The organism is Stenotrophomonas sp. Br8 (assembly GCF_014763005.1).
GTDB classification, from domain to species: Bacteria; Pseudomonadota; Gammaproteobacteria; order Xanthomonadales; family Xanthomonadaceae; genus Stenotrophomonas; species Stenotrophomonas lactitubi.
Genome location: NZ_JACGTN010000016.1, coordinates 199134 through 223367 on the forward strand (window position 1 = coordinate 199134; position 24234 = coordinate 223367).

The window sequence follows — 24234 nt, forward strand, 5'->3', positions numbered from 1 at the left end:
GTTGAAACACCAACCCTCCCTCTCTCACCCCGATCCTAACCCCAGCACGTCCTTGGCGCGAGTGCCGGGGCTTTTGCCCCCCACTGTTACAATTCGCGCCTTTCCCGCCGCGTGTACCTGCGCGGCCGGTGCCAGCCGATCCTGACCAGGCCAGCCATGACCAGTACCGCGCAACTCACCTCACCCGCCTCCGCCGACCTGCTCGACCGTGATTACACGCTCGACCACAAGTACACCCGCAACGAAGGACGGATCTACCTGAGTGGCGTGCAGGCGCTGGTGCGGCTGCCGCTGATGCAGCGCCTGCGCGACGAAGCCACCGGCATCGACAGCGCCGGTTTCATCAGCGGTTATCGTGGCAGCCCGCTGGGCGGCTTCGACCTGGAGCTGTGGCGAGCGCGCAAGCACCTGGAAGCGGCCAAGGTGAAGTTCACCCCCGGCCTCAACGAGGACCTGGGCGCGACCATGGTGTGGGGCACCCAGCAGACCAACCTGTTCCCCGGCGCCAACGTGCAGGGCGTGTTCGGCATGTGGTACGGCAAGGGCCCGGGCGTGGACCGCTGCGGCGACGTGTTCAAGCACGCCAATGCCGCCGGCACCTCGCGCCATGGCGGCGTGCTGGCACTGGCTGCCGATGACCACGCCTGCCGCAGCTCGACGTTGCCGCATGGCAGCGAAGACGAATTCGTCAGCGCGATGATGCCGGTGCTGAACCCGGCCGGCGTGCAGGACATCCTCGACATGGGCCTGCTCGGCTGGGCGATGAGCCGTTACACCGGGCGCTGGGTCGGTTTCAAGACGATCGCCGAGACGGTGGAATCGTCGGCCTCGGTCGAGGTCGATCCACTGGCTCGGCGCATCGTGCTGCCGGAGGACTTCGACATGCCTGTCGGTGGCCTCAACATCCGCTGGCCCGATCCGCCGCTGGACCAGGAGATGCGCCTGCACCGCTACGCGGTGAAAGCCGCGCAGGCCTTCGCACGTGCCAACGGCATCGACAAGGTGGTGATGGATGCACCGCGTGCGCGGCTGGGCATCGTCACCACCGGCAAGAGCTACCTGGACGTGCTGCAGGCGCTGGAATACCTGGGCCTGGACGAGCAGGCCTGCGCCGACATCGGCATCCGCGTGTACAAGGTCGGCATGACCTGGCCGCTGGAACCGGAAGGCATTGCACGCTTCGCGCAGGGCCTGGAAGACATCATCGTGGTGGAGGAGAAGCGTGCCTTCATCGAGCGCCAGATGAAGGAGCAGTTCTTCAACTGGCCGGCCAGCTGGGGCCAGCGCCCGTCCATCGTCGGCAAGTACGACGAGGCCGGCGAGTGGATCCTGCCGTCCACCGGCGAACTGACCCCGGCCACCATCGCCGGCGTGATCGGTCGCCGCATCCAGAAGTTCTTCAACAACGACTCCATCGAGCAGCGCCTGCAGTGGATGCAGGAAAAGGAAGCCGAGCTTGCGTTGCCACGCGCCAGCTTCCCGCGCGTACCGCACTACTGCTCCGGCTGCCCACACAACACCTCCACCACCGTGCCTGAAGGTTCGCGCGCGCTGGCCGGCATCGGTTGCCATTACATGGTGACCTGGATGGACCGCAGCACCGACACCTTCACCCACATGGGTGGCGAAGGCGTGACGTGGGCCGGGCAGGCCGCGTTCACCGATACCCAGCACGTGTTCCAGAACCTGGGCGACGGCACCTATTTCCACAGCGGATCGCTGGCGATCCGCCAGGCGATCGCGGCAGGCGTCAACATCACCTACAAGATCCTCTACAACGACGCGGTGGCGATGACCGGCGGGCAGCCGGTGGACGGTCCGCTGAGCGTGCCGGACATCGCAAAGCAGATGCGTGCCGAGGGCATCCACACCATCATGGTGCTGTCGGACAACATCACCAAGTGGACGCGCCAGCGCGAGCATTTCCCCAGCGACGTGGAGTTCCATGACCGCAGCGAGCTGGACGCGGTGCAGAAGCGCCTGCGCGAAGTGAAGGGTGTTTCGATCCTGATCTACGAACAGACCTGCGCCACCGAGAAGCGCCGTCGCCGCAAGCGCGGCAAGCTGGAAGATCCGCAGAAGCGGGTGATGATCAATTCGCTGGTCTGCGAAGGCTGTGGCGACTGCGGCAAGAAGAGCTTCTGCGTGTCGGTGCTGCCAAAGGAAACCGAGTTCGGGCGCAAGCGCGACATCGACCAGTCCAACTGCAACAAGGACTATTCCTGCGTCAACGGCTTCTGCCCGAGCTTCGTCACCGTGCACGGTGGCCAGCCGCGCAAGGGCAGCAAGCGCGATGCCTCCACGCTGCTGGACAACCTGCCGGCACCGGTGGTGCGCGGCACCTTGGAGCAGCCCTGGAACATCCTGATCACCGGCGTTGGCGGCACCGGCGTGGTGACCATCGGCGCCCTGCTGGGCATGGCCGGTCACCTTGAGGGCAAGGGCGCCTCGGTGCTCGACCAGACCGGCCTGGCGCAGAAGGGTGGCGCGGTGACCACGCACATCCGCATCGCCCGTCGCCCCGAGGATATCCACGCCGTGCGCATTGCCGCTGGCGAAGCCGACCTGGTGCTGGGCTGCGACATGGTGGTGGTGAACGACTATTGGGCACTGTCGAAGGTGCGTGCCGGCCGTTCGCAGGTGGTGCTCAACACCTATGAAGCGATGCCGGGCACATTCACCACGCGACCGGACATGCAGTTCCCCGCCGCCGATATCATCGCCGGCGTGCGCGTGGCTTTGGGTGGCGAAGAGCCGCTGCTGCTGGACGCAACCCAGCTGGCTACCGCATTGCTCGGTGATGCGATTGCCGCCAACCTGTTCATCCTCGGCTACGCTTGGCAGCAGGGCCTGGTGCCGCTGTCGTTCGAGTCGTTGATGCGTGCCATCGAACTCAACGGCGCGGCCGTGGCGATGAACCAGCAGGCCTTCGCCTGGGGCCGCCTGGCCGCGGTCGATCCGCAGGCCGTGCAGCAGGCGGCAGGCGTGGTGCGCAACCGCCATACCGACACCGAAAATACCCCAGGCCCGCTGCATGCACTGCCGCCGGGCGAATGGGAAGGCAACGAGTGGGGCGCTACCGCCGCACCGCGCAACACCGGCGACGAGCGCGAGCTGCGTGGGTTGCCGACCCATGGTGGCGATGTCGCCTTCCTGCCGTTGGACGACGCGCGCCTGTCGCGCTCGCTGGACGAGATGATCGAGCGCCGCTCGGCATTCCTGACCGACTACCAGGATACCGCCTACGCCAACCGCTACCGCACGCTGGTCGAACGCGTGCGCGCGACCGAAGCCGAGCGCATCGGTGGGTCCACCGCATTGACCGAAACCGTGGCCCGCTACCTGTTCAAGCTGATGGCGTACAAGGACGAGTACGAAGTGGCCCGCCTTTACACCAGCGGCGATTTCCAGCGCCGCCTGCAGCAGCAGTTCGAGGGCGATTACCAGCTGCGCTTCCATCTGGCACCGCCGCTGTTCGCGAAGAAGGACGAGCAGGGCCGGCTGCTGAAGAAGGAATACGGCCCGTGGATGTTCAAGGCGTTCGGCCTGCTCGCGAAGCTGAAGTTCCTGCGTGGCGGCCGCCTGGATGTGTTTGGCCGCACCGAGGAACGCCGCATGGAGCGCCAGCTGATCACCGATTACGAGGCGACCGTGCAGGTGCTGCTGGACGGCCTGGATGATGACCGCCTGGCGCTGGCGGTGGAGATCGCCAGCGTGCCCGAGCACATCCGCGGCTTCGGCCACGTCAAGGAAGCCCATTTCGAGAAGGCCAAGGCCCGCGAAGCGGTGCTGCTGGCGCAGTGGCGCAACCCGAAGGCACTGCATATCGTGCAGGTGGCGTAGTAGCACACCGCAAAAAGAAACCTATTGATTGCCTTTTGAGAATGCAATCAATAGGTTGCCTGTGCCGCAGGAAAGAGATAGGTTGCGTGTCGTAAAGCAACCTATCCTTTGCGTACGTGATGGCGTACGGTCATCTTTCCCGAGGACTGCCGGTATGGACAGGCCGCCGCATACGGTGAGAACACCGCAGCAACTTGCGCCGCTGATGCGCGCGTTCAGACGCCAGGCCGGGCTGAGTCAAGCACAGCTTGCCGAGCGACTGGGCATCTCCCGCCAGGCAGTCGGCGCATTGGAACGCGATCCAGCGTCTGCCAGCTTCGAGCGATTGATGCGAGTCTGGGCCGTGTTGGGCCTGGAAATCAGCCTGCAGCAGCGAAGTCCCCGGGAAAACACGTCGACTTCGGAGTGGTAAGCCATGGGTACGTTGCGGGTCTGGATGAATGGTGTCGAGGTAGCGCTCTGGGATGATGCGCGGAACCGGGCATCCCGCCTTTCCTACATCAGCCAATGGATTGGTTCGACGCAGTCGCGACCGCTGTCCCTTTCGCTCCCCCTGCTGCCCGACGGTGAAAGCCATCAAGGTCAGGTCGTCAACGACTACTTCGACAATCTTCTCCCCGATAACGTCACCATCCGCAACCGGATCCGCGACCGGTTCGCCACGCGCAGCAGCAATACGTTCGATCTGCTTGAAGCCATTGGCCGGGATTGTGTGGGCGCGGTGCAGCTGTTGCCACATTCGCGCACACCGGATGCCATCCAGCGGATAACGTTCGAACCATTGAATGACTCAGGCGTCGCTGAAGTCCTGCGCCAGGTCACAACAAGTGCATTGCCTGGCACTTCTTCCAGCGACGATGCGTTCCGCATTTCCATCGCTGGAGCGCAGGAAAAGACCGGCCTGCTGCTGCACGATGGTCAATGGTGCATTCCTACCGGAAGTACGCCGTCCACGCACATCTTCAAGCTGCCGTTGGGTATCGTCGGCAACATGCGTGCGGACATGCACCAGTCCGTGGAGAACGAGTGGCTGTGCATGCACCTGCTGGCAGCCTTTGGTATTCCCGTCGCGGATACGCAGATGGGGCGTTTTGAAGATCAAGGTGCACTGATCGTCGAACGTTTCGACCGGCGACTGGCCGCGGATCGCACGTGGTGGCTTCGCTTGCCGCAGGAAGATATGTGTCAGGTCTTTGGCCTCCCCGCTGCCCGAAAGTACGAATCCGATGGCGGCCCCGGCATCGTGGCCATCATGGATCTGCTTCGGCAATCCGAGCAGCCTGAGGATCGAGCAACCTTCTTCAAGACGCAGATCCTGTTCTGGATGCTTGCCGCGACCGACGGCCACGCAAAGAACTTCAGCGTCCACATCGACGCGGGTGGGCGCTTCCGTCTGACTCCTGTCTACGACGTGCTGTCGGTATATCCCATCCTCGGCCGGGGGCCCAATCAACTCGATCCGCACAACGCGCAGCTTGCCATGGCGGTAGAGGGCAAGAACCGCCATCGAAAACTGCATCTTGTGCGACGCCGGCACTGGAACGAAACCGCACGCGCCTGTGGCGTAGCCGATGGCGCAGAACCATGGATCGAGACATTGCTGGAGACCGTGGAACCTGCCATCGAACAGGTCACACGCCAGCTTCCAAGCGGCTTCCCTTCGACCGTGTCCGAACCTGTTTTCAAGGGACTGCGTGCTGCGGCGACCCGCCTTTCCAGCATGGCCCCCGACGCCTGATCACCCCAGGCGCCACAACAACACTCGGTTGTTGGCCGGCATGGCCAGATCACCCAACCGGGTGAATCCGTTGTCCGCCGCCAGCGCCTGCACGGCTTCGGCATCACGGATGCCGCTACGCGGATCACGCGCTTTCAGCCAGCCATCGAATTGCGCGTTACTGTCGCTGCTGTAACGGCCGCCGTAATTGAAGGGGCCATACACCGCCAGCAGCGCGCCATGGCGCAGCAGGGGTGGAAGTGCGGCAAACAGGGCCTGCACGTGTTCCCAGCTCATGATGTGCAGGGTGTTGGCAGTGAATGCAGCATCGAACGTGCTGCCTTCCGGCAGGCTCAGGCCGGTCGCCGGTGGCAGCTCGACCTGCAGCGCCACCGGCGGCAGCAGGTTCAACAGCGCCGCCTCCGCGCGCCAGGCCTCGATCCCTTGAAGATGATCCGGATGGTCGCTGGGCTGCCAGCGCAGCCATGGCCAGCGCTCGGCGAAGAAGGCCGCATGCTGGCCGGTACCACTGCCGATCTCCAGCACCCGGTGGCGGTCGCCCATCCACGGGTCGAGCGCAGCGGCGATGGGTTCGCGATTGCGCTCGCAGGCTTCTGAATACGGCTTGCTCGACATCGAGACGGCGTCCAGGCGGGGTCGACTCATTGTGCACGAGGGGGTTACTGAGCAGGGCTGCGCCCTGCACCCGCAGAGGCAACGGCAACGGCCGAAGCAACAGCCCAAGCAACAGCAAAAGCTGGTTTCCTGTGGGTTGGCGGGGTGGGTCCGGTTGAGGGGGACGCCGTAAACCCATCCATGGGGGCTTGGTCGCGGCATCCATGCCGCTCACACCCCCTCAACCGGACCCACCCCGCCTTCGACAAATTTTCGCGATCTGTCGGAAGGGATCTGACCCCGGATTCATTTCGATATCTGGCAGATGTGTCGACCAAGGTCGACACCTACCAACAGCCGCAGGAATCTGTCAGAGGCGGGGCGGTGTCGGATTGCGGGGTGTCCGCGGCATGGATGCCGCGGCCAAGCCCCCAGGGATGGGTTTACGGCGTCCCCGCAATCCGACACCACCCCGCCAACCCACGGATAGCCAGCTTCTGCCGTTGACGTTGACGTTGATTCGGCAGGTGCAGGGCTGCAAGCCCTGCCGAAACCCACCCCTACCATGACTGCAGTCACTTGCCCGAATGGCCGCCGCTGGCGAAAGTCGAGGAGTTGACGTGATCGGATCGGTCCTTTGCCGGCCGCACGGAAGTGAGAGAGAGACGCAGTGCAACGACGTGAGTTCCTGGCATTTTCCGGTCTGGGCCTGGCGGGCCTGGTCCTGCCGCATTCGCGGCTGATCGCCGCCGAGCAGTTGCTGGCCCCGGTCGACCCGGCCAAGCGCCGACGCCTGGCCGAGGTCGCCCTTGCCGCCGCGCGCGCGGCCAAGGCCAGCTACTGCGACGTGCGCATCGGTCGCTACCTCAACCAGTCGGTGATCACCCGCGAACACCAGGTCGGCAACGTGACCAACCGCGAGTCGTCCGGTGTGGGCGTGCGGGTGATCGTCAACGGTGCCTGGGGTTTCGCCGCCACCCACCAGCAGACCGAAGCGGCGGTGCGCACCGCCGTCGAGCAGGCCACGGCCATTGCCCGCGCCAATGCCAGCATCCAGACCCGGCCGGTGCAGCTGGCGCCCACTCCCTCGGTAGGCGAGGTGCGTTGGCAGACACCGATCCGCCGCAATGCGATGGAAGTGCCGATTCAGGACAAGGTCGAACTGCTGCTGGCACTCAATGCGGCCGCGCTGAATGCGGGCGCTGACTACATCAATTCCACCCTGTTCCTGGTCAACGAGCAGAAGTACTTCGCTTCCAGCGACGGCTCGTTCATCGACCAGGACATCCACCGCATCTGGCTGCCGTTCACCGCCACCGCCATCGACAAGGCCAGCGGCAAGTTCCGCACCCGCGCCGGCCTGTCCTCGCCGATGGGCATGGGCTACGAATTCCTCGACGGGGACGCGCGTGGCAAGGTGCAGCTGCCCGGTGGCATCACCGCCTATCGCGATTCCTACGACCCGGTCGAGGACGCCATCGCCGCCGCCCGCCAGGCGCGCGAGAAGCTGAAGGCGCCCTCGGTGAAACCCGGCAAGTACGACCTGGTGCTGGATCCGTCCAACCTGTTCCTGACCATCCACGAGAACGTCGGCCATCCGCTGGAGCTGGACCGCGTGCTCGGCTACGAAGCCAACTACGCCGGCACCAGCTTCGCCACCCTGGACAAGCGCGATGCCGGTTTCCGCTGGGGCAGCGACATCGTCACCTTCTTCGCCGACAAGACCCAGCCGGGCAGCCTTGGTGCGGTCGGCTACGACGACGAAGGGGTGAAGACCCAGCGCTGGGACCTGGTGCGCGACGGCATCCTGGTCGACTACCAGGCTACCCGCGATGAGGCGCACATCCTGGGCCGCGACGCCTCGCATGGCTGCAGCTATGCCGACTCGTGGTCCAGCGTGCAGTTCCAGCGCATGGCCAATGTCTCGCTGGCACCGGGCAGGAAACCGCTCAGCGTCGAAGACATGGTCAAGGACGTGGAGAACGGCATCTACATCCACGGCCGTGGCTCCTATTCCATCGACCAGCAGCGCTACAACGCGCAGTTCGGCGGCCAGCTGTACTACCAGATCAAGAACGGAAAGATCACCGGCATGGTCGAGGATGCGGCCTACCAGATCCGCACGCCGGAGTTCTGGAACGCCTGCACCGCCATCTGCGATGAACGCGATTTCCGCCTCGGCGGTTCGTTCTTCGACGGCAAGGGCCAGCCCGGCCAGGTGTCAGCGGTCTCGCATGGTTCGTCCACCACCCGTTTCAACGGCATCAACATCATCAACACCGCGCGCAGTCTCGGCGCTTGAGCCACCCGTCCTTCATGGAGAGCAGCCTTGCACAGACGTGACTTCCTGGCCCTGACCGGGCTTACCGCTGGCGGCCTGATCGTGCCGTCGTTCTTCGGCAAGGCGATCGCCGCCGAGCACCTGCAGTCCAGCCTCGACCCTGCGCTGAAAAAACGCCTGGCCGACGCCGCCCTGCAGGCCGCACGCAGCGCCGGCGCCACCTACTGCGACGTGCGCATCGGCCGCTACCTGCGGCAGTTCGTGATCACCCGCGAAGACAAGGTGCAGAACGTGGTCAACACCGAGTCCACCGGTGTGGGCATCCGCGTGATCGTCAACGGCGCCTGGGGCTTTGCCGCCACCAATGCACTCAGCACCGCCGACGTGGCTCGTGCGGCACAGCAGGCGGCGGCGATCGCCAAGGCCAACGCGGGCGTGCAGACCGCGCCGGTGCAGCTGGCCAAGGCGCCGGGCGTGGGCGAGGTCAGCTGGAAGACGCCGATCCGCAAGAATGCGATGGAGGTACCGATCAAGGAGAAGGTCGACCTGCTGCTGGACGTCAACGCCGCGGCGATGGGCGCCGGCGCCAGCTTCGTCAATTCGATGCTGTTCCTGATGAACGAGCAGAAGTACTTCGCCTCCACCGACGGCTCCTACATCGACCAGGACGTGCACCGCATCTGGGCACCGATGACGATCACCGCCATCGACAAGGCCAGCGGCAAGTTCCGCACCCGCGAAGGCCTGTCCGCGCCGATGGGCCTGGGCTACGAGTACCTGGATGGCGCCGCTGCCGGCAAGGTGCTGACGCCCAATGGCGTGGTCAACTACGGTTCGTCCTACGACATGAAGGAAGATGCCATCGCGGCGGCCAAGCAGGCGCAGGAGAAGCTGAAGGCGCCGTCGGTGAAGCCTGGCAAGTACGACCTGATCCTGGATCCGTCGCATACCTGGCTGACCATCCACGAGTCGATCGGCCACCCGCTGGAACTGGACCGCGTGCTCGGCTACGAAGCCAACTACGCCGGCACCAGCTTCGCCACCCTGGACAAGCGTGAGCAGCATTTCCAGTACGGCAGCGAGCACGTCAACATCTTCGCCGACAAGACCCAGCCGGGCAGCCTCGGCGCGGTGGCGTACGACGACGAAGGCGTGAAGTGCAAGCGCTGGGACCTGATCAGCAACGGCAAGCTGGTGGACTACCAGACCATCCGCGACCAGGCCCACATCCTCGGCAAGACCGAATCCGATGGCTGCTGCTACGCCGACTCGTGGTCCAGCGTGCAGTTCCAGCGCATGGCCAACGTGTCGATGGCGCCGGGCAAGTCGCCGCTGAGCGTGTCGGACATGATCAAGGACGTGGAGAACGGCATCTACATCATCGGTGACGGTTCGTTCTCGATCGACCAGCAGCGCTACAACGCGCAGTTCGGCGGCCAGCTGTTCTACGAGATCAAGAACGGAAAGATCACCCGCATGCTTGAAGACGTGGCCTACCAGATCCGCACGCCGGAGTTCTGGAACGCCTGCAGCGCCGTCGCCGACGAGCGCGATTACCGCCTGGGCGGTTCGTTCTTCGACGGCAAGGGCCAGCCCGGCCAGGTCTCGGCGGTCTCGCACGGGTCTTCGACCGCGCGCTTCAACGGCATCAACGTCATCAACACCGCACGCAGCCTCGGCTGACCGGTCAGGAGCCCTTACACCATGAGTATCTTCACCGAAGCCCAGGCCAAGGCCATCCTCGACAAGGTCATCGCCCTGTCCAAGGCCGATGAGTGCACCGCCGTACTGGCGGGGTCGATCAACGGCAACATCCGTTTCGCCCTGAACAACGTGTCCACCAGTGGCATCGTCGACAACACCGAACTGGCCGTTACCGTGGCTTTCGGCAAGCGCGTGGGTACCGCTTCGATCAACGAGTTCGACGACGCCGCGCTGCAGCGCGTGGTCCGTCGCGCCGAAGACCTGGCCCGCCTTGCCCCGGAGAACCCGGAGTTCATGCCGGCCATCGGCAAGCAGAGCTACCGCGCCAGCCCGACCTTCAGCGAATCCACTGCCGCCATCGATCCGGCCTTCCGTGCCAAGGTCGCCGCCGATTCGATCGCGCCGTGCCGTGGCAACGGGCTGATCGCCGCCGGCTTCCTGGAAGACGGCCAGGGCTTCTACGCCACGGCCAACAGCAACGGCAACTTCGGTTACCAGCGCAGCACCAACTTCGACTACACCTGCACCGTGCGCACCGAAGACGGCCGTGGCTCGGGCTGGGTGGGTCGCAACCTGAAGGACGCGGCCGACTTCAAGGCCGACCAGGACATCCGCATCGCGATGCGCAAGGCGACCGAGTCGCAGGAAGCCAAGGCGCTGGAACCCGGCAAGTACACGGTGATCCTGGAACCGGCGGCGGCCGCGGGCCTGATCAGCTTCATGATGAACTTCTTCAGTGCTCGCTCGGCTGACGAAGGCCGCAGCTTCCTGTCGAAGAAGGGCGGCGGCAACAAGCTGGGCGAGCAGGTCTACGATCCGCGCGTGAACATGCACGCCGACCCGTGGCATCCGGATGCGCCGGTGCTGCCGTGGGATGGCGAAGGCATGCCGCGCGAGCGCATCGCCATCATCGAGAACGGCAAGGTCGCCAACCTCGACTACTCGCGCTTCTGGGCACAGAAGCAGGGCAAGACCGCCAAGGCCACGCCCGGCAACCTGCTGATGAGTGGTGGCGAGAAGAACACCGCCGAGCTGGTGCGCGGCACCCAGAAGGGCATCCTGGTCACCCGCACCTGGTACATCCGCATGGTCGACCCGCAGACCGTGCTGCTGACCGGCCTGACCCGCGATGGCACCTTCTACATCGAGAACGGACAGATCAAGCACCCGGTGAAGAATTTCCGCTTCAACGAGTCGCCGGTGATCATGCTCAACAACATCGAAGAGCTGGGCAAGCCGGTGCGCGTGGCCGGTGACGAATCCAGCTTCGTGATGATGATTCCGCCGATGAAGCTGCGCGATTTCACCTTTACGTCGTTGTCCGACGCGGTCTGATGGATCGCCGGGCCTGCCTGCGCTGGTTGGCCGCTGCCGCTTCGGCGGCGGCGCTGCCGGCATGGGCACAGGCAGGCCCGCGCAGTTCGCGCTACGACTTCTGGTTCACCCGCCTGCAGTACGACTCCGGTGACTGGGACGTGGACGCGCGCATGCCGTCCAACCTGATCACCTCGCTGATCGACTACACCTCCCTGCGGGTGGACCCGCAGGAACGCGTGGTGGCGTTGGCCGACCCGCGCATGCTGGAGGCGCCATTCTGCTACCTGGCCGGGCACACCCTGGTCGAGTTCAACGCCGCCGAACGGCAGAACTTCGTGCGCTACGTGCGCAATGGTGGCTTTGTTTTCGTCGATGACTGCAACCACGATATCGATGGCCTGTTTGCCACCTCGTTCGAAGCGCAGATGGGCCGGCTGTTCGGGCCGAAGGCGCTGCAGAAGCTGCCCAACAGCCACGCGCTGTACCGCAGCTTCTTCCGCTTCCCCGACGGCCCTCCCGCAACCAGCTTCGAGCTCAACGGGTGGGGCGATGACCTGGTGCACGACTACCTGAAAGGCATCGAAGTCGACGGTCGGCTGGGGCTGCTCTACAGCAACAAGGACTACGGCTGCGAGTGGGACTACGACTGGCGCAACAAGCGTTTCCTGGCCGAAGACAACACCCGCTTCGGCGTCAACATCGTGATGTATGCATTGAACAATTGAACGGACCACGCCCATGACTTCCCCCGACCTCGATACCCTGCTGCCGCGCCTGCACGATCTGCGCGCTGCGCTCGCCCACGCCGTGGTCGGCCAGCACACGGTGGTCGAGCAGTTGCTGATCGGCCTGCTGGCCGGTGGCCACTGCCTGCTGGAAGGCGCGCCGGGGCTGGGCAAGACCCTGCTGGTTCGCTCGCTGGGGCAGGCACTGGAACTGCAGTTCCGGCGCGTGCAGTTCACCCCGGACCTGATGCCCAGCGACATCCTCGGCACCGAACTGCTGGAAGAAGACCACGGTACCGGCCATCGCCATTTCCGCTTCCAGCAGGGCCCTATCTTCACCAACCTGCTGCTGGCCGACGAGCTCAACCGCACCCCGCCCAAGACGCAGGCCGCGCTGCTGGAAGCGATGCAGGAACGCACCGTCAGCTACGCCGGCACGACCTACACGTTGCCGGCGCCGTTCTTCGTGCTGGCCACGCAGAATCCGATCGAACAGGCCGGTACCTATCCATTGCCCGAAGCGCAGCTGGATCGCTTCCTGCTGCACGTGCTGGTCGATTACCCCAGCGAGGAAGAAGAGCGGCAGATCCTGGAACAGACCACCGGTAGCGCCACTGGAAGCGTGCCGAAGGTGATGGATGCCGACGCGGTGATCGCGCTGCAGGCAGCGGTGCGCCAGGTGCATGTCAGCCCCGACGTGCTGGCCTGGATCACCCGCTTGGTGCGCGCCAGCCGTCCCGGCGAGGGCGCACCGGCGGCAATCAACCAGTGGGTGAAATGGGGTGCAGGCCCGCGTGCCGGGCAGTCGCTGGTGCTGGCCGCCAAGGCGCGCGCACTGCTGCAGGGACGTTTCGCCGCCACCCGCGAGGATGTGCAGGCGCTGGCCGCACCGGTGATGCGTCATCGCCTGCTGCTGTCCTTCGCCGCCGAGGCCGAGCAGAAGCGGGCTGACGATGTGGTCGCCGCACTGCTGCAGGCCGTTCCATTCCCCGGTTGATCCACTGGTGACTGCCGGCACGCCGCTGCTGCTGCCACCCGACCTGCGTGCGCGCTTGCGTGCGCTGCGGCTGTGGCCACGCCTGGCCAGCGGCGCGAGCGGCATCGGCCAGCATGCCAGCCGCAGTCGCGGTGCCGGCCTGGAATTCGCCCAGTACCGTGCCTACGAGCCCGGCGACGAACTGCGCCAGATCGACTGGAAGCTGTACGCGCGCTCGGATCGCTTCTTCGTGCGTGAATCCGAGCGCGAAAGCCCGATCACCGTGTGGTTGCTGCTCGATGCCACCGCCTCGGCGGGCCAGGCCGACCGCGCGGCACCTGGACGCAGCCGCCTGGATCACATGCGGCAACTGGCAGCCTGCGTGGTCGAGCTGGCACTGCAGCAAGGTGATCGCTTCGGCCTGCTGGCCATCGACGGCGAAGGCCTGCAGCTGGTGCCGGCCGCACATGGCGCGCGCCAGCGTGACCGCGTGCACCTGCAACTGCATGCCCTGCAGGCGCGTGGCGGATGGCCGACCGCCGAGCGCCTGCGGCCGCTGTGGGAGCGCGTGCGCCCTGGCGATCTGCTGCTGGCCATCGGCGATGGTTTTGATGACGCAGGCATCGTGCTGCTGGAGCAGTTGGCCAGCGCGCGCCGCGAGGTGATGCTGCTGCAGGTGCTGACCGCCGACGAACGCGATTTCCCGTTCGACGCAGGTCATCGTTTCCGCGACCCGGAAACGGGCGATGAACTTCTCGGCGATGGCGCCGCGATCCGTGCCGACTACCTGCAGCGCTTCGCCGAGGCCCATGCCGCGCTGCAGGCGCGGTTGCAGTCCAGTGGCATCGCCACCGCCACCGGTTGGCTCGACCAGCCGCTGGACCAGCCGCTGCAGGCGCTGTTCGGCCGCAGGGGCGGCGCATGAGCCTGCTGTTCCCGCTGGGCCTGGCGGCGCTGGCTGCATGGCTGTTGCCACTGCTGATCCACCTCGCCCGTCGTCATCCCTATACGCCGCTGGATTTCGCTGCGCTGCGCTGGCTGCGCGCCCAGATACGACCGCGCCAGCGCATCCGCTTCGATGATTGGCCACTGTTGCTGGCGCGCCTGCTGTTGCTGGCCGCATTGGCCCTGCTGCTGGCGCGCCCGGCGCTGACCGGTCCTGCACCGGTGCCAGCGGCGTGGACGGTGGTGGCACCGGGCCTGGACGCGAACGCACTGCGCGGCAACGCCGATGCACGCAACTGGCATTGGCTGGCGCCGGGCTTTCCGCCCATCGACCAGCCCACGCCGGTGGACGCTGCTTCCCTGCCCAGTCTGCTGCGCGAGCTGGATGCGCAGCTGCCGGCCGGCACCGCGCTGACCGTACACGTACCCGATCCCTTGCCCGGCCTTGATGGCGCCCGCCTGCAGTTGTCGCGCGAGGTGCAATGGCAGCCACACGCGCTGGCCGTCACCGCAGCGCCGCACGCCTCCGTGGCACCACGCCTGCGTACGCGCAGCGATGCCCCGGCGGCAGCGCTGCAATGGCTGGGCGCGTTGCAGCGCGCATGGAGCACGCAAGCGCTTGCGGCTCCCCTGGCCGACGATGCGTTGCCGGGCCGCGGTGAGATCGGCGTGTGGACCGGCACCGATGTACTGCCTGGCACCTGGCAGAGCTGGCTGCAGCAGGGCGGCACGGTGCTGACCGCTGCCAAGCCGCCAGCGGGCGCAGCCGTCCTGCTGCGTGATGCAGACAATGTGCCGCTGCTATGGCTGCAGCGCATCGGCCAAGGCCGCCTGCTGCATCTGCGCGGCGAATGGAACGCGGCCCGCAACAGTGCACTCCGCGATGACAGCCTGCCCCGCGACCTGCTGCAGGCCCTGCAACCGCCATCGACCCCGCACCTGGGTGACGCGCAGGACCAGGCGCCACGTCGCGCGACGCTGCCAGCGGCAACGCCGCCCCTGCGTGAACCGACCTCCTGGCTGCTGCTGATGATCGTGCTTCTGTTCGCGCTTGAGCGCTGGATGGCGAGCAGCGCGCGACGCAGGGCTGCACCATGAAGACGCTGCAACAGGCATGGCAGCGCGCACGCCGGCGCCGCGCCGCGGTCACTCTGCTGCTGGGCCTGCCATGGGCGTTGGCGGCGGCGGCACTGGCGCTGCGCCTGTCGGGTTTTGATATCGCCTGCGTCGTGGCGACCGTGGCCCTGCTCCTCATTGCGGCCGTGGCAACCACGCGCGCCCGGCAGCTGGACCGGCGCTGGCTGCAGCGCAGGCTGGATGCCAGTGGTGCCAGCGAGGACAGCGCCGACCTGCTGTTCGCCAACGCCGCCACACTCAATCCACTGCAGCAACGCCAGCGCACGCACGTGCTGGCGGCGCTTGAACGCAATCTCCCCGAGCTGCGACCACGCTGGCCGCGCAGGGCGGTGGCGCTGTGCTGGATCGGCGGCATCGCCGTCGCTGGGCTGGCACTGGGCTGGCCGCACAACGCCGCACCGCGCACCGCCGCCCTTGCGACACCGCAAAGCAGCAGCCAGGCCGGTCCACTGCGTCTTCAGTCCACCCGCCTGCACATCGATGCACCGGCCTACACCGGCCAACCCACGCGTACACAGAACGCACTCGACGCCAAAGTCGCCGCCGACAGTCGCGTGTTCTGGTCGCTGCGCTTCGACCGTGCACCCAGCAAGGCCTGGCTGCAGTTCCACGATGGCCGTCGCCTGCCATTGCACGAGCACGACGGTGAGTGGCAGGCGCAGGATGTGGCGCGCACCCCGGTGCTGTATCGCGTGGTCAGCGAACCGGCGCTGGCCGACACCCGCCTGCATCGGCTCGACGTGGTCGCCGACCGTGCGCCCACGGTGCGCGTGATCGACCCTGCTGCCAGCCTGGTGTTGGGCAGCCCCGGGCAGCGGCAGTGGACGCTGCGCTTCGAGGCCAGCGACGATCATGGCGTCCTCCCGCAGGCGACGCTGTCGATCACCACCACCCAAGGCAGCGGTGAGAACATCACTTTCGTCCGGCGCAGCGTGACCCTCAACGGCAGCGGCGAGGCGACGGCACGGCGCTTTGCCCACACCCTCGACCTGGCCGCTCTGGGCGCACAGCCCGGCAACGATGTGATCGCCCAACTGGAAGTGCGCGACAATCACGCGCCGACAGCACAGGTCGGCCGCAGCAGCAGCGTGATCCTGCGCCTGCCCAGCACCGAAGCCGTGCTCGGTGCCGAACTGGAAGGCCGCATCAAGAAGACCCTGCCTGCGTACTTCCGCAGCCAGCGGCAGATCATCATCGATGCCGAGGCGTTGATCCGCGAACGCCGGGGCGTTGCCGCCGATACCTTCATCAAGCGCAGCGATGCCATCGGCGTCGACCAGCGAATCCTGCGCCTGCGCTACGGCCAGTTCCTGGGCGAGGAAAGCGAGGGCGCGCCGAAGCCACCGCCGACCAGCGACCTGCCCACCAGCGATACCCCCGCGGCCGACGCGCACGATGACGATCATGAGCACGATCACGAGGCGCAGGCAGGCGCACATGACGAGCACGGCCACGACCACGGCGGTGCGGCCAACGGCAGCGACACGCCGCCGGTGTTCGGCAGTGCCACCGACGTGCTGTCCGAGTACGGGCATACCCACGACCACGCCGAGGCGGCGACACTGCTTGACCCGCAGACGCGCGCCACACTGAAGGCAGCACTGGACCAGATGTGGTCGGCCGAAGGCGAGCTGCGCCAGGGGCGCCCCGAGCAGGCCCTGCCGTTTGCCTACAAAGCGCTGGCATTCATCAAGCAGGTGCAGCAGGCCGAGCGCATCTACCTCGCCCGCGTCGGCCCGGAGCTGCCGCCGATCGACGAGGGCCGACGCTTGAGTGGCGACCGTGCCGGGTTGGCCAGCCGCGCACTGCCGCTGGCCGCGCGCACGCCCCTTGACCCAGCCGTCGTCGAGGCCTGGCAGCGATTGGGCGACGAGGGCGGTACGCCCGACCTGAACATGCTGGCCGCTTGGCAGCAGCGCAACAGCGCCTTCCTGCCCGACGCACTGGACCTGGCTGCCGCCATCGAGCAACTGCGCATCGAACCCGGCTGCACCGAGTGCCGACAGCGCCTGCGTGCGCAGCTGTGGCGCGCACTGCAGCGGCCACTGCCGCAGGTGATGCGACGCAGTGCAGCCGATGCCATGGGGCAGCGCTACCTCGACGCGCTGGAGGCCCAGCCATGAGCACATCGGCATTGAATGTGTGGATCGCGCTCGTGCTGGGGCTGATCGTGCTCGTCGCCAGTGCCCGCCAGCTGCGTTCGCCCACGCGGGGTCGCGGCCGTCTGATCGCCGTACTCACGCTGCAGGCCGCCGCCGCTGCGCTGCTGTACGTCTGCCTGCTGCCGCCATCACAACGCGTTGCCCCGACCGGCCTGGTGGTGATCGGCGCCGAGGCCGACAAGGCGGGTGCGCTGCCGGCCGGCGCAACCCGGGTTCTGCTGCCGGAAGCAACGGCCATGGCCGGTGCAGCGCGCGTGCCGGACCTGGCCACCGCATTGCGCCGCTATCCGTCCTCTACGGTGACCCTGGTCGGAGCCGGTCTGGCCGCGCGTGATCGCGATGCCGGACTGCCCACCGATACGCGCTGGCAGGCAGCGCCTGCACTCAACGGTTGGATCACGCTGCAGCCGCCTGCGGACGCAGCTCCCGGTGCCCGCTTCGATGTGCACGCACAGGCACGCGGCGTGGAACGCGCGCAGGCCGAACTGCTGGACCCGGCTGGCGCCGTGGTCGATCGTGCGCCGCTGGCAGCCGATGGCCGTGTGCAGCTCAGCGGCATCGCCCGCGCCGAAGGCCGTAGCGTGTTCCAGCTGCGCCTGCTGGATGCGCAGGGCCATGTGGCCGACAGCGTGCCGGTGCCGCAGCAGACGCTGGCCGCCGCTCCGCTGCGCCTGCTGGTGCGCGCTGCTGCACCGGGCGCCGAACTGAAGTACCTGCGCCGCTGGGCCACCGATGCCGGCATCCGCGTGCAGGTACAGGCCGAGACCGGCGCAGGTCTCAGCGTGGGCGATGGCAGCGTGGCGTTGGACGCAGCCACGCTGGCGCGCAGCGACCTGCTGCTGCTCGACGAACGCAGCCTGGCCGCACTCGGCGCCGGTCAGATGGCGGCCGTGCGCCAGGCCGTGCGCGACGGCCTTGGCCTGCTGGTGCGCAGTACCGGCGCGCCATCGGCCAGCGCACGGCAACGCCTGCGCGATCTTGGCCTGCCGTTGCAGGGCGATGCCGGCAGCCAGATCGCGGCGAAGCCCGGCGAGGGTGACGCCACGATGCTGCAGGCACGTCGCGGGCCCCTTGCCGCCGGCACCCTGCCCACCGGTGATGGCGAAGAAGCGGACCGCGCGTCGCACGCAGCAGCGCTGCCGGCGCTGGAGTACCTGGCACTGCAGGCCGACGGCAGCCGCGCCCTGCTGCGGGATCGCGACGGCAAGCCCATCGGCGGTTGGCGCGCCGTCGGCAAGGGTCGCATCGGCATGCTGCCGATCACTGACAGCTGGCGCTGGGTACTGGCCGGTCGCGAGGATCGCCACGGCGAGTTGTGGAGCTCAGTGTTCGCCACCCTGGCACGCGCGCAGGCTGGTACCGAAGGCCCATGGTCGCCACAGGCACTGGCCTGGGCCGGCGAACGCCAGTCGCTGTGTGGCATGCAGGCACCGCTGCAAGCCTTCGACACACACGGCAAGGGCGTACCGCTGATCGTCGACGGCAGCACCGGCGCGGCGCGATGTGCGGGCTGGTGGCCGCGCCAGGCCGGTTGGCAGCGCCTGCAGCAAGGCGACCGCGTGCATTGGCGCTACGTGTTCGATCCGCAGCAGGCCTCGGCGCTGCACCGACAGGCGATGATCGATGCCACCGCGCAGCGGCTGGCTACATCCGCACCGGCTACCTCGCAGGCGGACCAGCGCGTTCCGGGGCCGCGCTGGCCGTGGTGGTTGGCGTTCGTGCTGTGCGCATCGCTGCTGTGGTGGCTTGAGCGACGGCGCTGATTGGAACGCAAGCACCATCCACGCATGGCGTGGATCTACTGACGCCATGCGTGAATCGACGGAATGCGCCGTTCAACGTTTCCCGGCGCGCCGGTACACGCCGTTGAAGCGCACGTTCATGCCGCCGCACTCGCTGTTGTCGGCCACGATCAGCACGTCCCCCAGCAGCTGCGCGTGCACCGTGCAGGTGTCTTCCACGAAGTCGACCTGGGCGCCACGCGGCGCCGCCTGTGCACTCACCGCGCCGATGTTCGGGCCGCCCGGGCGTTCGGCCGGCGTCGGGTTGGCCGAGGGCCAGTAGGCATCGCCTTCCACGTGCAGCTGGCCGTCACGCACGCGGATCTGCAGGCCGTTGTCACTGTCCTTCCAGTCTCCCGACCAGGCCTGCAGCGTAGGGGTGGGAACCGGCAACGCCTGCAGCTTGCTGCGATCCACCCAGCCTGCGCTGCCACCGACCTTGTTCGGGAAGAAGGCGCAGCGGTAACCGCCAAGATCGCGCCCGGTCACCACCGTATCGCCGCTCACCACGTAGCTGCGCTGGCGGCAGGCGGGTTCGCCTTTCGCGGGGCAGCCGTCCATGTCGCCGAGCAGGTACAGGCGCGGCGTGCCGACCACCTTGGCCAGGGCAAAGCCCGATTGCTCCGAAGGAAACGCGCCATTGCGGCAGGAGCCACCATCGGTCAGCTCGCTGGCGGACACGGCAAGCGGGCTCAGCGTCGCAAGCAGGAACAGGGTACGTAGCAGCATCCAGGCAGCCTCGAAGGGAAGGTCCGCAGGATACCGCCTACTTCTGAGGCGGTGCCCCGCAACCGTCCTGCTGCGCGCAGAACTGCAGTGCGCGCCGTTGCTGCTCGGCGCTCAGTTCCGGTGGCGGCCGCGCGATGGCCGACTGGATCTGGTCCGGGCCACCGGTGAGCTTGTTCACTCCCTTTGCGGCCGCCATCACGCCCTTGACCACGCCCATCATGATGTAGCCCCCGGCCATGCTGACCTGTTCGGGCGACGGCGGCTCGCTCCAGTTGCGGCTGAAGCGGTTGTTCTCGGCCTTCAGCGGATTCTTGAAGCGGTACAGGTCCAGCGGCTGGTCGTCTTCAGGCTTGAGCGCACGCACTTCACCGAGGGTGGTGACGTTGTCCTGCGGCAGGGTGCTGGAAACCGGCGCGGTGATTGCTGCCGGTGCGTCCGCAGGGGGAGCAGGCGCAGGGTCGGGCACTGTCACCGGCGCGGCCTGCTGCGCCTGCGCGATGCCGGTCAGCAGCAGGCTGGCCAGAAGTGCTCCCTGCGTTCCACGTCGTGCCACAGCCATCCACCCTGTTGGTTGCGTCCAGCGACCAAGGATACGGATGCGGGCTTCAGATTTCGTTGGCGGTGGCACGGGCGTTCAGCGCACAGCGCGCCGCACTGAATGATTCACTCCCTCCCGTCACGGTGTCTCACATGCTGAGACCCATCTGTGGTGCCATGTGACCCCCTGAAAATCCTCTTCCCATGGCCTACGAACTCGCCAAGCGCACCGCCGATGCGGAGCAGCAGCTCGCTACCCGCGATGGCCTGCCCGCCCGCGATGGCGCCCTGCTCAGTGCACGCCTGCAGCGCCGCTACCAGGATCGCATCACCGGCAGTTTCGCCATTCCCGGCCGCGAAGGCCGCTACGCGCCGATTCCCGATTCCGTGCCACCGGCCCTGGCTGCGGCACTGAAGGCACGCGGCATCGAGCAGCTCTATAGCCACCAGGCCGAGGCCTGGGACGCCAGCCAGCGTGGCGAGCACGTGGCCATCGTCACCCCCACTGCCAGCGGCAAGTCGCTGTGCTACACCCTGCCGGTGGTCAGCGCCGCCATGCAGGACAAGGCCAAGGCGCTGTACCTGTTCCCGACCAAGGCACTGGCCCAGGACCAGGTGGCCGAACTGCTGGAGCTCAACCGCGCCGGCGACCTCGGGGTGAAGGCCTTCACCTTCGATGGCGACACCCCCGGCGATGCCCGCCAGGCGATCCGCCTGCATGGCGACATCGTGGTTTCCAACCCGGACATGCTGCACCAGGCGATCCTGCCGCATCACACCAAGTGGGCGCAGTTCTTCGAGAACCTGCGCTACATCGTCATCGACGAAGTGCACACCTATCGCGGCGTGTTCGGCAGCCACGTCACCAACGTGCTGCGCCGGCTCAAGCGCATCTGCGCGTTCTACGGGGTGCAACCGCAGTTCATCCTGTGCTCGGCCACCATCGGCAACCCGCAGGCGCATGCCGAGGCGCTGATCGAAGCGCCGGTCACCGCCATCACCGAATCCGGCGCGCCCAGCGGGCCGAAGCAGGTGCTGCTGTGGAACCCGCCGGTGATCAACCCGGACCTGGGCCTGCGTGCCTCGGCGCGCTCGCAGAGCAACCGCATCGCCCGCATCGCGATCAAGTCCGGGCTGAAGACGCTGGTGTTCGCGCAGACCCGGCTGATGGTGGAGGTGCTGACCAAGTACCTGAAGGACATCTTCGACCACGACCCGCGCAAGCCACCGCGCATCCGCGCCTACCGCGGCGGCTACCTGCCCACCGAGCGCCGCGAGACCGAGCGTGCGATGCGTGCCGGCAACATCGACGGCATCGTCAGCACCTCGGCGCTGGAACTGGGCGTGGACATCGGCAGCCTGGACGTAGTGATCCTAAACGGCTATCCCGGCAGCGTGGCCGCCACCTGGCAGCGCTTCGGCCGCGCCGGCCGCCGCCAGCAGCCCGCACTCGGGGTGATGGTGGCCAGCTCGCAGCCGCTGGACCAGTACGTGGTGCGCCATCCGGACTTCTTCGCCGAGGCCTCGCCCGAACACGCGCGCATCGCGCCCGACCAGCCGTTGATCCTGTTCGATCACATCCGATGCGCGGCATTCGAACTGCCGTTCCGGGTCGGCGATGGCTTCGGCCCGATCGACCCGGAAGTGTTCCTGGAAGCACTGGCCGAAACCGAGGTGATCCACCGCGAAGGCGAGCGCTGGGAATGGATCGCCGACAGCTACCCGGCCAACGCGGTCAGCCTGCGTGCGGTGGCCGATGGCAACTTCGTGGTGGTCGACCGCAGCGATGGCCGCCAGCAGATCATCGCCGAGGTCGACTATTCGGCTGCCGCGCTCACCCTGTACGAAGGCGCCATCCACATGGTGCAGTCCACCCCCTACCAGGTGGAAACCTTGGACTGGGAAGGCCGCAAGGCCTATGTCACCCGCACCCACGTGGACTACTACACCGACAGCATCGACTTCACCAAGCTCAAGGTGCTGGACCGTTTCGATGGCGGCGTGGCCGGTCGGGGTGATTCGCACCATGGCGAAGTGCATGTGGTGCGCCGCGTGGCCGGCTACAAGAAGATCCGCTACTACACGCACGAGAACATCGGCTACGGCCCGGTCAACCTGCCCGACCAGGAACTGCACACCACCGCGGTGTGGTGGCAGCTGCCGCAGGCACTGCTGCTGCGCGCCTTCGCCAGCAAGCAGGATGCGCTGGATGGTTTCCTCGGCGCCGCCTATGCGCTGCACATCGTCGCCACGGTGGCGGTGATGGCCGATGCACGCGACCTGCAGAAGTCGGTGGGCAACGGCGATGGCACCTGGATCGCGATTGCCGACCAGAGCGGGCGCGGCCAGCTGCGTGGCAGCGATGGCGAACCGGGCGCGGTGGAACTGCTGCAGGAATTCGTGCCGACCGTCTACCTGTACGACAACTTCCCCGGTGGCGTCGGTCTGAGCGAGCCGTTGTGGCAGCGCCAGGCCGAGCTGGTACAGCGCGCGCGCGAACTGGTACAGCGCTGCGACTGCAGGGCGGGTTGTCCGGCCTGCGTCGGCCCGGTGCTGGCCGCCCAAGAAGAAGATGAAACCTCACCGCGTGCGTTGGCGCTGCGCGTGCTCGACCTGTTCGATGCCGATGCCTGCCAGCACGTCGCCGACGTGGTGGTGAGCACGCGCGACCCGATGGAGCTGATCGCCCCGTGAGCCTGAGCCTGGACAAGCTGCGCCTGCTGCGGAAGCAGGCCGGTGACCCGAAAGCAGCCACGCCTGCCGCGCCGGCGCAGGACACGCCACCGGTGCTGGTGGCCGCCAACGATGCGCGGCAGCCACCGGCCGAGCGTTCGGTGTTCGCCTGGGTGGAACAGGAGATCCGCCACAAGCCGACCGGCACCGCCACCTCCACGCCTGCGCCGCCAGCACTGCGACGGCCCGAGGTCGGCAGCCTGCATCGCCTGCTCGGCATGCGCTCGCGTGGCGGCCCGGCGCCGGCACGTGCCAGTGCGCAGGACCGGCAGTTGCCCGGTGAAGAGATCGCGCCCGGCCTGTTCCTGATCGAGTCGCTGCAGCCACAGCCGATTCCCACCATGCCGCTGTCGCTGGCGTTCGCCAAGCGCGAAGACCAGCACGTGGCTGCGCGCGACCTGCTGTTCTTCGATACCGAAACCACCGGCCTGGCCGGCGGCACCGGCACCCGCGCCTTCATGATCGGCGCCGCCGACTGGTACGTGTGCCCACAGCGCGGCGAGGGCCTGCGCATCCGCCAGTTGCTGATCTCCACCATGGCCGCTGAAGAAGCCATGCTGGCCACCTTCGCCCGCTGGCTGCAGCCGCATACCGTGTTCTGCAGCTACAACGGCCGCAGCTACGATGCGCCGCTGCTGAAGGCGCGCTACCGGCTGGCCCGCCAGCCCGACCCCATCAGCGCGCTCGACCACGTGGACCTGCTCTACCCCACCCGCCGCCGTTATCGCGGCACGTGGGAGAACTGCAAGCTGTCCACCATCGAGCGGCAACTGCTGCGCGTGGTGCGCGAGGACGATCTGCCCGGTTCGGAAGCTCCCGCTGCGTGGCTGCGTTACCTGCGCGGCGGCGATGCGCTGAACCTGCGCCGGGTGGCCGACCACAACCACCAGGACGTGGTGACCCTGGCGCTGCTGCTGCAGCGGCTGGTGCGCGAGGAACAGCGCGAGCGCGAGACGCTGGCGCTGGTAAGCGGATGATCGGGAAGGGCGGGTTCAGGCCGCGTTGACATCGCTGACACACATCCCGGCGACA

At 67.1% G+C, this 24234-nt stretch carries 17 protein-coding genes; 14 read left to right on the plus strand and 3 right to left on the minus strand.

Annotated features, from left to right (window positions below; translation table 11 throughout):
* Positions 1-156 precede the first annotated feature (156 nt).
* The 3 genes from H3005_RS15000 to H3005_RS15010 all read left to right on the plus strand — a co-directional run bounded on the left by H3005_RS15000 (position 157) and on the right by H3005_RS15010 (position 5581).
* The gene (locus tag H3005_RS15000) at positions 157-3843 is read left to right on the plus strand and encodes an indolepyruvate ferredoxin oxidoreductase family protein (protein ID WP_191078494.1); all 3687 of its coding nucleotides are present in this window, start codon (positions 157-159) and stop codon (positions 3841-3843) included.
* 154 nt (positions 3844-3997) lie between these two features.
* Positions 3998-4255: a helix-turn-helix transcriptional regulator gene (locus tag H3005_RS15005; RefSeq protein ID WP_089241740.1), complete on the plus strand. Its 258-nt coding sequence runs from the start codon at positions 3998-4000 to the stop codon at positions 4253-4255.
* A gap of 3 nt (positions 4256-4258) precedes the next feature.
* A complete protein-coding gene (locus tag H3005_RS15010) occupies positions 4259-5581 on the plus strand; it encodes a type II toxin-antitoxin system HipA family toxin (protein WP_100554340.1) in 1323 nt (440 codons plus the stop codon).
* Here H3005_RS15010 and H3005_RS15015 read toward each other — a convergent pair whose 3' ends face one another.
* Positions 5582-6196: a DUF938 domain-containing protein gene (locus tag H3005_RS15015; RefSeq protein ID WP_100554339.1), complete on the minus strand. Its 615-nt coding sequence runs from the start codon at positions 6194-6196 to the stop codon at positions 5582-5584.
* A gap of 649 nt (positions 6197-6845) precedes the next feature.
* Between H3005_RS15015 and H3005_RS15020 the strand changes: the two genes are divergently transcribed.
* Genes H3005_RS15020 through H3005_RS15060 form a run of 9 tightly spaced genes read left to right on the plus strand, consistent with a single transcriptional unit; the run spans position 6846 to position 19185 of the window.
* The gene (locus H3005_RS15020) at positions 6846-8477 is read left to right on the plus strand and encodes a TldD/PmbA family protein (RefSeq protein ID WP_165781029.1); all 1632 of its coding nucleotides are present in this window, start codon (positions 6846-6848) and stop codon (positions 8475-8477) included.
* Positions 8478-8504: 27 nt separating this feature from the next.
* The gene (locus tag H3005_RS15025; protein ID WP_191078495.1) at positions 8505-10139 is read left to right on the plus strand and encodes a TldD/PmbA family protein; all 1635 of its coding nucleotides are present in this window, start codon (positions 8505-8507) and stop codon (positions 10137-10139) included.
* A gap of 21 nt (positions 10140-10160) precedes the next feature.
* Positions 10161-11495, plus strand: a complete 1335-nt coding sequence (locus H3005_RS15030; RefSeq protein WP_100554337.1) for a TldD/PmbA family protein — start codon at positions 10161-10163, stop codon at positions 11493-11495.
* Complete coding sequence (locus H3005_RS15035; RefSeq protein WP_025876014.1) at positions 11495-12202, plus strand: DUF4159 domain-containing protein; 708 nt, start codon at positions 11495-11497, stop codon at positions 12200-12202. Before H3005_RS15030 ends, H3005_RS15035 begins: the two co-directional genes overlap by 1 nt.
* 13 nt (positions 12203-12215) lie before the next feature.
* On the plus strand, positions 12216-13199 hold the full coding sequence (locus H3005_RS15040) for a MoxR family ATPase (RefSeq protein ID WP_100554336.1): 984 nt from the start codon (positions 12216-12218) through the stop codon (positions 13197-13199).
* A gap of 7 nt (positions 13200-13206) precedes the next feature.
* On the plus strand, positions 13207-14103 hold the full coding sequence (locus H3005_RS15045; protein ID WP_100554335.1) for a DUF58 domain-containing protein: 897 nt from the start codon (positions 13207-13209) through the stop codon (positions 14101-14103).
* Entirely contained in the window at positions 14100-15221 is a 1122-nt protein-coding gene (locus H3005_RS15050) for a BatA domain-containing protein (RefSeq protein WP_100554334.1), read from the plus strand. The genes H3005_RS15045 and H3005_RS15050 overlap by 4 nt, the downstream gene beginning before the upstream one ends.
* The gene (locus H3005_RS15055) at positions 15218-17383 is read left to right on the plus strand and encodes a hypothetical protein (protein ID WP_100554333.1); all 2166 of its coding nucleotides are present in this window, start codon (positions 15218-15220) and stop codon (positions 17381-17383) included. Before H3005_RS15050 ends, H3005_RS15055 begins: the two co-directional genes overlap by 4 nt.
* Positions 17380-19185 carry a hypothetical protein gene (locus H3005_RS15060; protein ID WP_100554332.1) on the plus strand — a complete coding sequence of 602 codons (1806 nt, stop codon included), beginning with the start codon at positions 17380-17382 and terminating at the stop codon, positions 19183-19185. Before H3005_RS15055 ends, H3005_RS15060 begins: the two co-directional genes overlap by 4 nt.
* Before the next feature lie 72 nt (positions 19186-19257).
* On the opposite strand, the gene H3005_RS15065 is transcribed toward H3005_RS15060, so the two are convergent.
* Both H3005_RS15065 and H3005_RS15070 read right to left on the minus strand, forming a co-directional pair.
* Positions 19258-19932: a hypothetical protein gene (locus H3005_RS15065; protein ID WP_100554331.1), complete on the minus strand. Its 675-nt coding sequence runs from the start codon at positions 19930-19932 to the stop codon at positions 19258-19260.
* Positions 19933-19969: 37 nt separating this feature from the next.
* Positions 19970-20491: a hypothetical protein gene (locus H3005_RS15070; protein ID WP_089241765.1), complete on the minus strand. Its 522-nt coding sequence runs from the start codon at positions 20489-20491 to the stop codon at positions 19970-19972.
* Between the two features lie 182 nt (positions 20492-20673).
* On the opposite strand from H3005_RS15070, the gene H3005_RS15075 reads away from it, so the two are divergent.
* Both H3005_RS15075 and H3005_RS15080 read left to right on the plus strand, forming a co-directional pair.
* Positions 20674-23163: a DEAD/DEAH box helicase gene (locus tag H3005_RS15075; protein WP_191078496.1), complete on the plus strand. Its 2490-nt coding sequence runs from the start codon at positions 20674-20676 to the stop codon at positions 23161-23163.
* Complete coding sequence (locus tag H3005_RS15080; RefSeq protein WP_191078497.1) at positions 23160-24179, plus strand: ribonuclease H-like domain-containing protein; 1020 nt, start codon at positions 23160-23162, stop codon at positions 24177-24179. The genes H3005_RS15075 and H3005_RS15080 overlap by 4 nt, the downstream gene beginning before the upstream one ends.
* Positions 24180-24234 lie beyond the last annotated feature (55 nt).